The 15587-nt window shown below is 45.2% G+C and carries 10 protein-coding genes; all 10 read left to right on the top strand.

Annotated features, from left to right (window positions below; genetic code table 11):
- The first annotated feature begins 14 nt into the window (after positions 1–14).
- Positions 15–1010 carry a PorV/PorQ family protein gene (locus tag ACWB0I_RS02665; protein WP_479386488.1) on the top strand — a complete coding sequence of 332 codons (996 nt, stop codon included), beginning with the start codon at positions 15–17 and terminating at the stop codon, positions 1008–1010.
- A 31-nt stretch (positions 1011–1041) separates the two neighbouring features.
- On the top strand, positions 1042–2316 hold the full coding sequence (locus ACWB0I_RS02660; protein WP_479386487.1) for an SMP-30/gluconolactonase/LRE family protein: 1275 nt from the start codon (positions 1042–1044) through the stop codon (positions 2314–2316).
- Positions 2317–2427: 111 nt separating this feature from the next.
- Positions 2428–5043: an FG-GAP-like repeat-containing protein gene (locus ACWB0I_RS02655; protein WP_479386486.1), complete on the top strand. Its 2616-nt coding sequence runs from the start codon at positions 2428–2430 to the stop codon at positions 5041–5043.
- Between the two features lie 228 nt (positions 5044–5271).
- Entirely contained in the window at positions 5272–7659 is a 2388-nt protein-coding gene (locus ACWB0I_RS02650; RefSeq protein WP_479386485.1) for a family 10 glycosylhydrolase, read from the top strand.
- An 11-nt stretch (positions 7660–7670) separates the two neighbouring features.
- Positions 7671–8603, top strand: a complete 933-nt coding sequence (locus ACWB0I_RS02645) for a hypothetical protein (RefSeq protein WP_479386484.1) — start codon at positions 7671–7673, stop codon at positions 8601–8603.
- A gap of 12 nt (positions 8604–8615) precedes the next feature.
- Positions 8616–11342 (top strand): Ig-like domain-containing protein, encoded by a 2727-nt coding sequence (locus tag ACWB0I_RS02640; RefSeq protein WP_479386483.1) that lies wholly within the window; start codon positions 8616–8618, stop codon positions 11340–11342.
- Positions 11343–11794: 452 nt separating this feature from the next.
- Positions 11795–13123, top strand: coding sequence for an AAA family ATPase (locus tag ACWB0I_RS02635; RefSeq protein WP_479386482.1), 1329 nt, complete (start codon positions 11795–11797; stop codon positions 13121–13123).
- A gap of 81 nt (positions 13124–13204) precedes the next feature.
- A complete protein-coding gene (locus ACWB0I_RS02630) occupies positions 13205–13627 on the top strand; it encodes a hypothetical protein (protein WP_479386481.1) in 423 nt (140 codons plus the stop codon).
- Between the two features lie 27 nt (positions 13628–13654).
- A complete protein-coding gene (locus ACWB0I_RS02625; RefSeq protein ID WP_479386480.1) occupies positions 13655–14188 on the top strand; it encodes a hypothetical protein in 534 nt (177 codons plus the stop codon).
- Positions 14189–14215: 27 nt separating this feature from the next.
- Complete coding sequence (locus tag ACWB0I_RS02620) at positions 14216–14944, top strand: hypothetical protein (RefSeq protein WP_479386479.1); 729 nt, start codon at positions 14216–14218, stop codon at positions 14942–14944.
- Positions 14945–15587 lie beyond the last annotated feature (643 nt).

Raw genomic sequence — 15587 nt, 5'->3', positions numbered from 1 at the left:
AGGAAGAGATGAATGTGAAGAAGATAATCGCATTAATTTTTGTTGTTTCTTTGATTCAACCAATCTGGGCCCAGAAAAAGTTAGCTCAGACTGGTTTTCAGTTCTTAAGTGTTATCCCCGATGCCAGATCGGCGGCCCTGGCCAATGCCATGACCACCGTTGAGAACAATTCTTCGGCCTTGTGGGATAATCCGGCCATGATGGCCAGTATGGCTCCCCATTTTGACCTGGCCATTACGCAAAATAAGTGGATTGCGGGGATTCAGCACAATGCTTTGAGCGTAGCTTTTAAACCGTCCAGTGGACAATTTGGGGTTATTGGTCTCTCTTTGTTAATGGTCGATTATGGCGATGTGGAAGGAACGATTGTGGCCAATAATGAACAGGGTTTTCTGGAAACCGGTATCATCAATCCCTATGCCTTCAGTATTGGTCTTGGATATGCCAAAGCGCTTACCGATAAATTTAGCATCGGAGCCCAGATGAAATATGCCTCTCAATATCTTGGGCCGGTAATCGACGGCTATTCGGTTTCGTCTTCAGAAGTCCAAACTTCCGAGCAGGAAGCTTCGGTGCTGGCTTTTGATTTTGGAACTTTTTATCGGACTGGCTTTCGCAGCCTGGTTTTTGGAATGTCTGTACGTAATTTTTCACAGGAGATAAAATTTTCGCAAGAAGAGTTTCAATTGCCGCTGGTCTTCAGTATTGGATTTTCTGCGCATGTCATGCAATTATTGCCGGAAACAATGCGTATGGCCGCTTTACAAAATCTTTTGCTTACAGTGGATGCCGTGCATCCCCGTTCGTATCCGGAATACGTTAAAACCGGTCTGGAATACCATTTCAAGAAAATGTTTGCTTTGCGTCTGGGGTATTATTCCAATGTGGACGAACGGAACCTGACGTATGGCATTGGTTTAAATCTTTACAAATTTTCATTTGATTACGCGTACGTGCCGTTTGGCGTTTTTAATAACGTACAGCGTTTTTCGTTAAAGTTTTCCTGGTAACAAGAAACAAATTTCATTAAGGGAGTTTAGGATGAAAAATGTTTCAATAACTCTGCTTTCGTTGAGTGTGTTGATTTTTATAATGTTTGCTGGTTGCAAAAAAGAACCTGAGCCCAGTTTGTACGACCCTAACTATGTGAGCGGGCCTCAACCAGTTATTGAACGTCTTGATCCACCAGACAGTGCCTATGCCGGCGTGGGAACCATTGACGTGTTTGGAAAATATTTTATGCCCAAAGAACCGTACGAAGAATACAACCAGCTGTATTTTGATAAGGTGATGGCCGATATTCTGGATATGACCGATACCAAAATTACCATTGCTTCGCCTGCTTATATCGGGGATTCGATTAAGGTAAAAATCGCCGTGCGCGGTTCGGATAAGTTCAGCGAACCGGTCTATTACAAGTTAAAGGCTGCAGTGGACACCACGTTTGGGCGTATGGACGACTTTAAGCAAAAGCATATTGCCTATGCGGTGGCGGTTGATGCCCGGGGTAATGTCTATGCTTCTACCAAGGTGGAAACCAATCCTCCATTTGGCCAGATCTTAAAGATTAATAAAGATGGCGAGCCATCCATTTGGGTCGATAACACGCCCTATTTAAAGGCCAATGCCATGAAGGTTGGGCCTAACAACAAACTCTATGTGGCGTACTCTTTAGGCCGCATAAAAGAAGTGGCCACCATCGACCTGGCAGACAGCAGTCTGCAGGAGACCTATGTCAGTTTAAGGCGCGCTCCATTTGATATTGATTTTGATCAGGATGGTAATTTGTGGGTGGCGGCTCAAACAGAACTGGTTAAAGTGAAACCGGATCAATCCCAGGAATCTCTGGGTACTTTTTCCCTATTCCTGCAATCGGTTCGTGTTTATGAAGAAGGCGGGACGACCTACATCTATCTTGCCGGGCAAAATCTGGCTAAAAAAGAAGAAAAAGTCTGGCGTTACGCGCTTAATGCCGATGGCAGCCTGGGAGCTGAGGAGGTCATTCTGGATGCTGCTACAGATAGCTGGTTGACTAAAGAGGATGGCAGCCTGGTCGATATTAAAGGGATTACGTTTTCGGCCGATGGCAAGATGTACCTGGCAACCGATATGAGTCCGGATCCTTTGGTCATCTACGATATGACAACCAGAACGTACGATGTGCAATATCCAGGCTTGATTAAACCAAAGCTTCTTTCTCTATCCTGGTTCGGCAATATCATTTTTGCTGCGCAAACCAACTATGGCGAAAGCGACTCTAACATTCTACGTATTGATGTTGGTAAAACAGGTGCGCCGTATTTTGGAAGACAATAATTCTTTAAAAACTACAAGGTAAATCAAGAAAGGGGGTGTTATAAACGAAGAACAAAGAGTAAAATCCAAAGAAAAGTTAACTAAAGTTCAATCTATTTTGAGGAGGGCTTTATGAGTGGCAAACTTACTAAAGTCGCATTTGTAGTAATTTTTACTATGTTCATGGTTTTGGGCAATCTATTTGCTCAGGACTTTACTCGCGATCCGAACAAAGAAATTCCCGTTCCGGATGCGGACCTGAATACCGGTGGTCTGGGAAATATGGTCACCGGGATGGATTTTGATGGTGACGGACGCACGGATGTGTTTGTCGTAAACCACAACTGGAACGATGCCGACAATGAAATGCTGGTTCGCGTTTACAAGTACGAATTTAACGGTACGGCATGGGAAGTGGTTTGGAAAGCAACTTATGATGTATGGAAACAAAACACCTGGCCGGCAATGACCTATGGCGATATTGACGGCGACGGTAAAGGTGAAATCTTCATCGGTCCAGTAAACTGGACGGATGCAACCAACAATCCCAATCCTCCGCGTCTACTGGTCTATGAATCTGCAGGCGACGGCACCGATGTGATGGGTGTGCCTGATGGAAGCGGCAACTATCTGCCCAATTCTACATCTACCATCACCACCGAAGACAATGTAAACTTGCGTCCTTTCCGTTTTGTACTTAAAGACATTGACGATGACGGACAGCAGGAACTCATTTTCGCTGATCGTAAGGCCTCATCCAGTGGCTGGTATTTTGGCGTTATGTCTGTGGATAATATTCCGGACAATGGCGACGGTTCTGAAACCTGGACCGTTGAAGCCAATGGATTGGACCTCGGTTTAACCGGCGCTGAGAACAAATGGGATCTGGCTGTTTTAGGAAACACCATTTACCTGTTTGATGAAACGCGCTGCGATCGTGTACGCTGGAACAGCGAAACCTCGCAGTGGGAATTACTCACACCGCAAACGTCTGTATTAAAGGGCGCAGGTTCCTGGAAGAGCGCGCAGGTGGTGGATATTGACGGCAATGCCGAAGAAGAAATTCTGGTCGGCACCTGGTACACTACTGTTGAAGGCGGCCATGGCATCTGGGTCTATCACTACGATGCTGATGGCGATTCACTGGTTGGTAGCAAAGTCGTTGATCTTTCTCCATGGATGAGCAGCTACGGCGTTTATGGCGGCGCAATTGGCGATATCGATCTGGATGGGAAACTGGATTATGTATTCGGTTCACGTAGCGCTACCCCGAATGCAGCCATTTTCCGCGTTGAGTATCAGGGCGCCCAGGATCAGGTTGATGATCCGGCTAACTGGACTGTAGAAGTGATTGATTCCAACTATGCCGATGGCGGACGTTGGGGCATTTTGGGCCTGGCTAACGTAGATGACGAACCGAGCCTGGAAGTGCTTTACACCTCCAGTGTACCGGCTGGCGGCCTGTTTGGCGAAGGCCCGATGCCGATTGTAGTACTGGATTACAATGGCACGGTAGAAGTTGGCCCCTGGCAAAAAGTGGAAATCAATTACACCTATCATGGAACGTTTGGCGATACACTTGGCGCTAATCACGGTGTTGTTGTAGATAACAACGATAATGTCTGGGTTGGTAGCTGGGGCGCTGATGCTGTGGTGGTTTACAATCCGGATGGCGTTGAGCAATTCCGTGTGGACTCCATCATGATCAAAGCCCCATCGGGCAATGACACAACGGTTTATCTGGCCTGGTGCCGTGGTCTGGCTAAAGATCCAGATGGAAATATCATTTATGCCCAAACCGGCATTGTAGTTAAATTGAACCCGACCGATGGTTCTGTACTGGATTACGCCTATATTCCGCCGAATGCTGGTGGATCAAAATCGCCGTTAAAACCAGCTGTGGATAATGAAGGCTACATCTATATTGGTTATGTTGTTGGCGTTACGCCGGTCAATGTCATTGATCCTACCACATTTGAATTTACGCAGGCCATTACCCTGGATCCGCTGGCCGGTGGATATGCCCGCGGTATGGAGGTCAGCGCAGATGGTACCAAGATCATCCCTGGTAATCTGGATGCCGGTGTGCACAAATTGTATGTTTACGAAACAACGGATTTTGTGAATTATCCGGTTGTGGACAGTATTTACAAAGACAACCAGGGCGCTCCGATGCTGACCACGCAATCGGTGACTCTGGATCGTTTTGGCGGCGATCAGACATTCTGGGTATCCCAGGATAACAGCTATGGTGGCGGCGGGCCCGATCAGTTAGACAATGCGCTTGTGATGTTGAACTTTGATAATATGACCTACGGGTATGTCTGGATGCCAGATCCGGGTGCAAGTGGTTACACCGGTCCGCGTGGCGCTTCTCTGGCCAGTGATGGCAGAACCTGCTACGTAGCGAACTGGAATGGCGGCGTGGTTTACAAATATGAGATCGATATTCCGACGGCCATCGAAAGAGACAATAAGGTGGTTTCTGGCTACAAGCTGGAACAGAACTACCCGAACCCCTTCAACCCGGTTACGAACATTAAATTCTATCTGCCAAAGGCAGAAAAAGTAGAATTGACCGTTTACAATATGCTGGGCCAGAAGGTAGTTACTCTGGTTAATGAAAACCTGAGTGCCGGTTACAAAACGGTGACTTTTGATGCTTCTAACCTGGCTTCTGGTGTGTACATTTACATGCTGAAAGCTGGTGATGTGAAATTGAGCAAGAAGATGACCTTGCTGAAATAACAATTCGAATTTATCGGCCTTAGTTATTCAGGCATCCCGCCAAGGCGGGATGCCTTTTTAATATCATTCCGTTCTTTTACTTCATATGAAGATTTTCTCCTTGAATCGTTGTAAAAAGGATTGAAGCAGAAAATCTTTGTGAGCCAGTGCAATGAAAAATTTAAAAAGAGCTGTAAATTGCTATTAATAGTAGATCTATTTAAACAATCAAAGAACAGGAGCGTATTTTTGAAATATTTAGCCCTTATGAGTTTAGCTGTGGTTTTACTCTTCCAGTGTGTGTTTGGTTTAAGCACGCCCCCAAAACGCGAATTCAGGGCAGCCTGGATCGCCTCGGTAGCTAATATCGATTGGCCTACTGGAACAGGACAAAGCCCTACCAAACAAAAAAATGATTTGATGGCCATGCTGGATGAACTACAGGAGAGCGGCCTTAACGCCGTAATTTTGCAAATCAGGCCGGAATGTGACGCCCTGTACCAATCCAATTACGAACCATGGTCCTATTGGCTGACCGGCCGACAGGGTCGGGCGCCGGATCCTTATTACGACCCTTTACAGTTTGCCATCGAAGAGGCCCATAAACGGGGCATGGAGCTGCACGCCTGGTTCAATCCTTTCCGCGCTGAAAAAACGATTGGCGCCTATTCCCTGGCCTCCAATCATGTGGTAAAGCAACATCCAGAGTGGATCTTAAGTTTCACAGAAACGGATTCTAAGCTGCGTATTTTAAATCCCGGCATTCCTGAGGTTCGACAATACATTACCAATGTCATCATGGACGTGGTCAATCGGTACGATGTGGACGGCGTACACTTTGACGACTACTTTTACCCTTACCCGCCCAATCAAATTTCCAATACCAATAAAGATTACCAGACGTACAAAACCTACAAACATGGCGATGCCTCGGATAACAATATCAACGATTGGCGGCGCGAGAACATCAATCTTTTGATGAAAATGGTGCACGACAGCATTCAGGCCGTTAAACCGTGGGTTAAATTTGGCGTAAGTCCTTTTGGCATCTACAAAAATGGCGTACCGTCCGGCATTATTGGCATGGATGCCTACAGCGTGATTTACTGTGATCCGTTGGCCTGGTTAGATGACGGTTCCATGGATTATTTAACGCCTCAAATGTATTGGAAAATTGGCGGCAATCAGGATTTTAGCAAATTACTGACCTGGTGGGCCGATCAACTGGCTGCCAGGGGACGGCACCTGTACCCGGGCCACATTTTCGGCAGCAGCTTTTCTGTTTATGAATTGCCCAATCAGTTGAATTTAGTGCGAAAAAACAACAAGGCGCAGGGTGATGTCTATTTTAGCGCCAAGCATTTTGGCTACAACACACTGGATTTTGCCTATAAGGTTAAAAATGATTATTACCGCTTTCCGGCTTTGCCGCCGGTAATGGACTGGAAAGACGTAACCGCCCCTGAAGCGCCCATTGCTTTCGAATTCAGTCAACCGGCCAGCGACGAAGTGTTTCGCTTTCAATGGCAAACAACGCCGGCCAGCGGTGCAGACAGTGTGGTGCGTTTTGTCATTTACAAATTAGAACACCCCCCTGGCGACAATCAGGCGCCGGAAGAGAGCGCGGATATTTACCGCCTGATCGGCGGTCGCGAGTACATACCGGAAGCCGGCACAGAAACCAAACCAGAACTGTACTTTGCCCTAACCGCTCTGGATCGTAACAATAATGAAAGTACATTGAGCCCGCTGGTGCGCATGGTGCCGCCCGAACGGCCTCTATTGGCCTATCCCCTGAATGGCGACCAATTTCAACCGGACACGATTCTGTTCAACTGGGGAATCAGTAACGGAGCTTCGTCCTTCTATCTGGAAATTGCCCTGGACAGTATGTTTCAGCAGGTAGTGTATCAGGCCGATGCCCTGGTCAACGATTCTTTAATCATCAGTAACCTGCAAGGCCAGACCCAATATTACTGGCATCTGGCTGCCCAAAATCCTGCCGGTCAAAGTGATTTTTCGGAAGCGTTCCAGTTTACCACGGCCTTTCCTTTGCCCCCGCTTCTGGCCAGCCCTTCGGATGGCGAAAGCGATGTGCCTTTAGACACGGTCCTAAGCTGGTACAAAAACGATGTGGCCACCAGCTACCGCCTTCAGCTTTCGCAGGCTTCCACATTTGTGCAGGAATTGATGACCCTGGATACCGTGGTGAGCGACACCTTTGTGAACGTTCACAATTTGGAACCCTTTTCAAGAAAATGGTATTACTGGCGCGTCAAAGCCATCAATGACTATGGTGAGAGCGATTGGTCGGAAACCTTTATGTTCCGAACCATCACTTCTACCTATCTGGCCGATCTGTTTGCCGTCCCAAAAGCGTTCGAATTAAAACAAAATTATCCCAATCCATTTAACCCGACAACGAACATCGAATATGTTTTGCCGCGTGCTGAACAGGTTACCCTGACCATTTACAATGTCCTGGGGCAAAAGGTGCGCACTCTGGTTAATCGGGAACAACAGGCCGGACGGCATCGAATAACATTTAATGCACAGGATCTGGCAGCCGGTGTGTACATTTACCGCTTGCAGGCCGGAAATTTTGTACAAAGCAGAAAAATGATTCTCATTAAATAAGAGGAAACGCAATGAAACGTGTGAAATGGATTAGTATTTTTACCTTGAGCTGGATGGTTTCACTTCTGGCGCAAAATACTCTGAAAGTTGAAAAAATAGAAACGTTGACCACTCCGCAACAAGGGGCTTTCTTTTTTCCAAAAATAACGCCCGATGGTGAAAAGGTGATTTTTACAGGCCCGAAATTTGTCGGTTTGTTTATGCTCGATCTTAAATCGGCCAACATCGAGACGCTGAACACGGACATCGGCGCCGGTTATGAATATCAGATTTCACAGGACGGGCAGTTGGTGGCCTATCGGCCATTCGATTTTCAGAAAGGCCGAAAATTTTACGCTTTAAAAGTACAGAATCTCAAAGACAAATCGGTGGTCATTCTGGAGAAAGATCAGCGTGAATTAAGTCCGCCGCGCCTGGTCAATGCCAACGTGGTGTACCTGAAAAACAATCAACCTGTGGCCAGGGCTGTTCTTCCTCAAATCAATAAAGCGCAGAATGCGGTTGAAAAGGCTGTGTTCATCCAGAACAGAACGATAATTCTGGTGGAAGGAGGAGCCAAAAGAGCATTAAAGCCCCTGGGAGATGGTATTTACCTCTGGCCGCGTCTCTCGCCAGATGGCAGCCGGTTGGTCTTTACCTTTGCCGGAGATGCCACCTATGTTTGTGATTTGAACGGAGAAATTCTGGCCCGCATCGGCTATGCCAATGCGCCTGTCTGGTCTCCGGATGGTAAATGGATCGCTTACATGGTAGATCATGATGATGGACATCAATACACCGATTCGGAGATTTTCATTGCTTCGGCGGATGGCCGACACAAAATTCAGGTCACGGCAACAGACGATATCATAGAAATGTACCCCCATTGGGGCGCTGACATTTCTAAGCTCGTTTTTTCTTCTCTGAAAGGACAACTATTTTTAGCGGCTTTAAAGCAGAAATAATGGAGAACGGAAATGATAAAACAGCTCTTTTTAATTCTTTTAACGGCTTCAATCCTATTGGCGCAGGACTTTACTGGTATTAAGATTTACATTAATCCCGGACACGGGGGCCATGATCCGGCCAATGACCGTTACATTCCTGAAACGGGTTTCTGGGAATCAGAGGGCAATTTGACCAAAGGCCTGTACTTAATGGAATTGTTAAAAAAGCACAATGCCACCGTCTTTATCAGTCGAACGCAAAATCGCGACGAAGACGATTTACCTCTTTCTCAGATCGATGAGGATGCCAACGCCCATAATGTGGATTATTTCCATTCCATTCATAGTAATGCCTACGATGCCAAATCAAATTATCCGCTTTTATTATTCCGTGGATATGATGACAATCCGGTTTTTCCGGATGCCAAACGTATGGGCAGCATTATGTTCAATGAAATGAATAAAGCCGATCGGCAATGGACCTACTGGCCCTATTCCTGGGAAAATAACCGCGGGGACTGGAGTTTTTATCCGCAGTGGGGCACCAGTGGGCTTGGCGTATTGCGTTACCTGAACATGCCGGGCACACTCTCCGAAGGATCGTTTCATGATTATCTGCCCAATTCTTTCCGATTGATGAGTATCGATTATCGCAAGCATGAATCCATTGTCATTTTGCGTTCTTTCATTAAATATTTTGGTTTGCAAAGTTTGCCGGACGGCGTGGTGGCTGGTATTGTGCGTTCCAAAACAGAGAATGTCTCTTACAGTTACAATTACAATTCAGGCCTACCCAATGATAAAAAGAAAGCCCTTAATTTTGCGCGTGTCCGATTGCTGGAAGAGAATCGCGTGTATGTGACCGATGAACACAACAACGGCTTTTTCATGTTCGAAAATGTGGCGCCCGGGACTTACACTGTGGTTATGGATGCCGGCGATTATTTGCCCGATACCGTGCAAGTGACGGTGAGCGCCAATAAAACATCCTATGCCAATGGCTTTTTAGTAAAAACAACTAATAAAGCGCCCGAAGTGTACAAACATGTCCCGGCAGATCAGGATTCGCTGGTGTTAACCCATGCCCCCATTGAAATTCAGTTCAGCCAGCCTATGGAACATGAGAGCACAGAAGCAGCCTTCTCCATCAATCCGGCGGCCCATGGTTATTTTGATTGGCAGAATGATGACATGAAATTGGTCTTTTCTTTGTACGATACCTTAGCCCGCAACACCAGCTACCAGGTATATATCGATACCTCGGCCATGAATCAGAGTGGAAGGCATCTGGCTGAGCCCTATTCCTTTAGCTTTAAAACGGCTGCCCAGCATGTTAAACCCCAGGTAGTTGCCTTTGGCCCGACCATCGATAGTGTCCGAATTCAAAGCGCCATTTACATCGCTTTTGACTTTCCCATGCGCAAAGAAGCTACGGAAGCGGCCTTTTCCATCGATCCTCCGACCAATGGCCATTTTGAATGGGAAGAAGATTTAACTGGCTTTAGCTTTGTGCCCGATTCCAGCTTGCAACGAAAGACGCGCTACACGGTTTCTCTGGGCCTGCAGGCAGAAAATTTCTATGGTGTGAAATTGGATTCAGCTTTACAATTTACGTTTATGACCCGTTATCGCAATGAATTGCTTCCGCTCAAATTTTTCCCTAAAGATGGGGCGAGCGATGTGAGTACGCTTCCCGAGATTTACATAATTTTTAATGGTGTACCAAATAAGTATTCGGTTTTTGGAAACATTCAGTTAGCCGATTCTAACGGCACACCTGTGGCCATGCGCGGCCTTGATGTGTTTGAAAAAGAGGGACGTGGCGTTCTGGTCTTTGAACCGCGATCGGAATTGGAAAAGAACACTCGTTACTACTTACGACTATTTCCGGGTATGAAAGACATGGATGAATTGCCCGTGCCCGATACCTTACAGTTCAGCTTCCGAACGGTCCCCAAAACCTATTACAACGGGCAACTCGTAGACGATTTTGAAACCAATTTCGGATGGCTCGATCCGGATAATGTGGCCGGTACGGTTGGCACAGATCCCGATGCAACACAGTTTGAGGTTACACGAACCAAAAAAATAAACGGTCTTTACAGCGGAAAACTGGAATACAAATTCGTGGCTGATTCTGGTGGTGTTTGTCATCTATTTAATGAAGAGGGCAGAAAAATTCCAGCTTCGGCCGATTCTTTGTTTGGCATCTGGGTGTACGGCGATTTTAGCCGAAACCTGTTGCAGCTGATCTTTGATCATGGCGCCGAGAAAAATCTGGTGGTCTGGCAGGACACCATTAACTGGGCCGGCTGGAAGATGGTTATGGTGCCTCTGGATTCCATCAGCGGTAGTGGGGATTTTAATTTTCATAGTGTGCTGGTAAAACAGTTAAAAGGCGGCTATTCGGAAGGGGAGCTCTATTTTGATGAGGCCCAGTACGATATGATCATCACGGCCCTGGAGGATGAAAACACCGTGAACCTGATCCCCCAAAAGCTGACACTCCGGCAAAATTTCCCAAATCCCTTTAACCCAATTACTACCATTGTTTATCAATTACCAGAAAATGGAGACGTGGAACTGGCTTTGTTCAATGTACTAGGACAAAAAGTAGCAGAACTGGTAAACGCACGTCAGCAGCCCGGAACATACAAAGTAAAGCTGCGTGCAGATAAGCTGGCCAGTGGAGTCTATCTGTACCGCTTGAAATTTAAGAATCGTACACTGGTCAAAAAGCTGATTGTTTTAAAATAATGATTTGAAAACATCCCAGGCCTGAATGGAGCCGCGTTTCTGTTCAGGCTTATTTTATTTTTCGATCTGTAAGCAAACCCACCCCCAACCTCTCCCAGGAGGGGAGCTTTGGTTGTGTCCCTCCCTGCAAGGCAAAATATCCCTGAAAATAAGGAAGAGATGTTCAAATCAGGAAGTTATTGAAATAATTACATAATTATTGCGTTTTAACGAAAGGATAATGTCAGCTTTTGCCCAGAAACATTTTTTGTCAGTTTAATCATAGAGTGCCTCAAAAGCAATTATCCAGTTCTTGCCATTGGATCGATTAGGGGAATTGTTATTAAAGTTCTAGATATCTCTTTATTGGGATCGTTTCGGATACAAACAGGTAATCAAAATTCCGGCAGCCAAATGCCCCCAGGGAGCAATTGTTACTGGCATACCTGGCTTTGAATAGGGATGAAACTATTTTGCGTCAACGCATTTCTTCGCTATTTTGGCCGGAAACCAGTAAAAAACAGGCGAGGACTAATTTAAGACAATTATTGCACCATCTACGAAAATCATTCCCGCAAATTGAACACTTTTTGCAAATAAATACTCCCTTTTTGAAATGGAAGGCCGGCGTGCATGTGTTTGTGGATGTTCTGGAATTTAATACACTTGTCTTAAAGGCAAAAGTTCAAGAGGAAAATAATGAATTGAATGAAGCTTTATGTACCTGGCAAAAAGCTGTAGAAATGTATAAAGGGGATTTGCTAAATGATTTTTATGATAAGTGGATCGAGGAATACAGAGATGAATATCGCGCAAAATTGAAATTGGCGCTTGAAGAGTTGATGGCTCATTTTGAACGTCGGTCCAATTATGAGAAGGCTATTTATTATGCAGAATGGTTGCTCCGATTAGATGATCTGGATGAAGAGGTGTATTACCAGTTAATGAAATTAAACGCCTTAAACAATGACCAGCTTTCCGCCATAAAAAACTATAGGCGTTGTGAAAAGATGTTAAATTCAGAATTAGACGCCAAACCTTCCCTAAAAATGAAAGAACTATATGACCGTCTGAAAAATCAGGAGACGAGTCATTGGAAGGACTCTGCACCAAAGAAAGGTGACATGCCATTGGTAGGGCGTCACACAGAAAAGACAGAAATTTTTGATTTCATAGAAAATTCTGATGCAACGCAGAATAAAGTGATATTTATTTGTGGAGAGACGGGAATTGGTAAAACCCGTCTGTCTCAAGAAGTCATAAACATGATGGGAAGCCAGGGCTTTACAACAGCCACAGCCGCTTGCTACGCCCATGCAGGAAATTTAGCTTTTGCTCCGGTGGTAGAATTATTACGTACTTCCAGTATTTTTAAAAATATACAAAATCTGGAAACGGTATGGCAGAAAGAATTGGTGCGATTACTGCCTGAGCTGAAGGGCAACGATCAAACAAAGCAGAAAATGGAACCAATGACTGCAAGCTGGCAAAAACAACAGTTATTCCACGCCCTGATTCAGGCTATTAATCAGATTTCTGGCCCAGTTTTATTGTTTTTAGATGATCTGCAATGGGCAGATATTGAGACCCTGGAATGGCTTCATTACTTGCTATGGAGATTAGAAAAAACAAATTGTGTGACTATTTTGGCCACCATCCGATCCGGCGCACTTCACGAAAATAATACGTTGATGTCACTCATCATTGAATTGAGGAAAACAGATTTCTTTTTAGAATTAGAATTAACGACACTCAGTTTTGAGGAGACCAGGCAACTCATTCAATATCTGGTGAACCGGTAATTAGATCCAGACTGGATTACCACTTTTTCACAGAGTACCGAAGGCAATCCTTTTTTTATCGTAGAAACGGTTCAGTGTTTTTTGGAAAAATGGTCTAAAAATGAGGCCTTGCAAACCGAGCAAATCAAAGAGCTGCCTCTGCCGCAAAGCATCCAGGCAGTGATCCAGATGCGTCTTGTTTCCTTACCTGAATCGACAAGAAAATTGTTGGAATTAGCCGCCGTCATAGAACGCAAGTTTAGCTATCCGATTTTACAGAGCGCATGTTTGCAACAGGAACAGGAATTGATCGATAATCTGGATGAACTATGCAGGCGAAAACTGATTGAAGAGCAAGAACCGCTGATTTATTGTTTTCAGCATGAAAAGATACGCGAAGTGGTCTATGCCGGTCTTAGTGCAACGCATTGGGCCTTTTTGAATCGGCAGGTGGCAGAAGCTATTGAAATGTGCCATGCCGACAATCTGCAGGAGTATAGTATCAGGCTGGCCCGACACTGGTAAGCTGCGCAAAACGATGCTAAGGCGATCATGTATTACACTAAAGCCGGAGACATGGCCAAACAAATTTTCGCCAATCAACAGGCCGAACAGCATTTCCGCGACGCTTTACGCCTGGTAAACCGATCTTTTAAACAGCCTGAACAGGCCAGGGAAGAGTTAAACCTGTGTGGCCTCCTTGGTACCGTTTTGGTACCGGAGTATGGATATGGCTCAAAGGAAGTACAGGAATTGACGGAGCGAGTGCTCGGGCTCACGCAACAATTAAAGATTAGCCCTTCCGCCCCTTTATTGCGCATGATGTCAATTGGGAGATTGGTTAATGGCCAGCTTACCAGTGCTCTGGAGTTAGGCCGGCAAATGTACCGCCTGGGACAAACGAAAAAAGATTTATTACTCAACGTTGAAGCGCACTACGTTTTGGGAGTTACCTACCATTGGCAGGGCGTTTTTGTTAAAGCACGCGAACATTTGTTGCAGGCCATTCAGTGTTACCAGGAAGAAAACAGTATGGCCCATCTCAGGAATTATGCGCAACATCCTCTAATCATCTGTAAGATTTGATTGGCCCTGGTTTTGTGGCACTTGGGTTTGTTAGAACAAGCCCAAAAAAACAGTGAAGAAGCCATTGATCTGGCAGAAGAACTCGATCATCCCTTCAGCAAAGCCTATGCCTTACACTGGTTTGCCTGGCTACAAAACCTTAAAAATGATCCTCATTCTACATTCGAGCAGGCGAATAGGTCCATTCAGTTTTTAAAAGCGTTTAATTTTCCCTATTTTCCCACACAAAGTCAGATTTTATTGGGCTGGGCACGTTTCAAGTTTGGGGAAATTCAACAGGGCATTCACACCATGAGGGAAGGCCTGTCCAGCTTTAGAGCGACGGGCTCCGAAGTAGGATGTGCGTATTATCGCAGCCTTATTGCCTTAGCTTTAACAGAAGTAGATGCTGCAGATCAGGGATTAGCTTTGATTAAAGAAGCGCGAAACAGTATGAAACAAACCGGTGAATGCTGGGCTCAGTCGATTGTACTACGCATGAAAAGCGCGGTTTATTTGAAAATGAAACAGGCTAAGCTGGAAGAGGCAAAAAAGGCGCTGAACCGGTCCATTCAAATTGCACGGAGACAATGCGCCAGAACAGATGCCCTGCTTTCTGCCCAGGATTTAAGAACTCTCTTAAAAATGACGCATCAAAGGGAAGCCTCGCAGAAAATATTTGAAGATACACTGAACTGGGCAATGGATGATCTAAAACCAGTGGAACAAGCGGCCCTTAAAAATTTGATCTTTACCAGGGAATTCCATTCTCTGTAATTCTCTCATTAAATTCTGGCCCTTTTAATCGTTTGAGCTTTGAATGATAAGAAGTAGATTCTGTGATGAATACAATCCTTAGGTCTGGACTGGCCGAAGCTCTGCCGGAATCCGTACGTCAGGCTCACTTGGCGTAGTGTAAAAAATCAGATTTGTACCTAGTGCCTCCAGCACACCTGCTTTGAAAGCACGGCTATTCTCCTTTCTTTGAGGTTGGGGTAAATATTGTTCTGCAATGACTTTTTTGCCCAATAGAGAGCATGTTTTTGTTTGTTGAATTTTGGATTCAAACAGAATATCGGGGAGAAGGGAAAAAGCATCTATTTTTTAGAACGCATTTCAGAACGCTTTTAGAACGCACGCTTCATTATATTACGCCCAACAATTGAATTTTTGGTAGTGTCAAAAGTTACATGAAAAAATGAAAGAATAGAAGATGAAGAATATTCCCTTTCCGAATGGTAGCAAAAGGTACAACTTTATCCTCATTTGTCAAGATCAAGCCTACGGTGCTTCGCAATCTTGACAAATGAGTCTAAAGTTAGAAATGTTTCACTACCATTCGGAAAGGGAAAAACTGGAAAGAGGATCAACAGAATAACCAAATACAATTGTTCTTTGACAAAGCTTTAGGCTGCCATTT

The sequence above is a fragment of the Caldithrix sp. genome (assembly GCF_056497305.1).
Note: the sequence above shows the minus strand (reverse complement) of the source record. Positions and strands in the feature narration are given on the sequence as shown.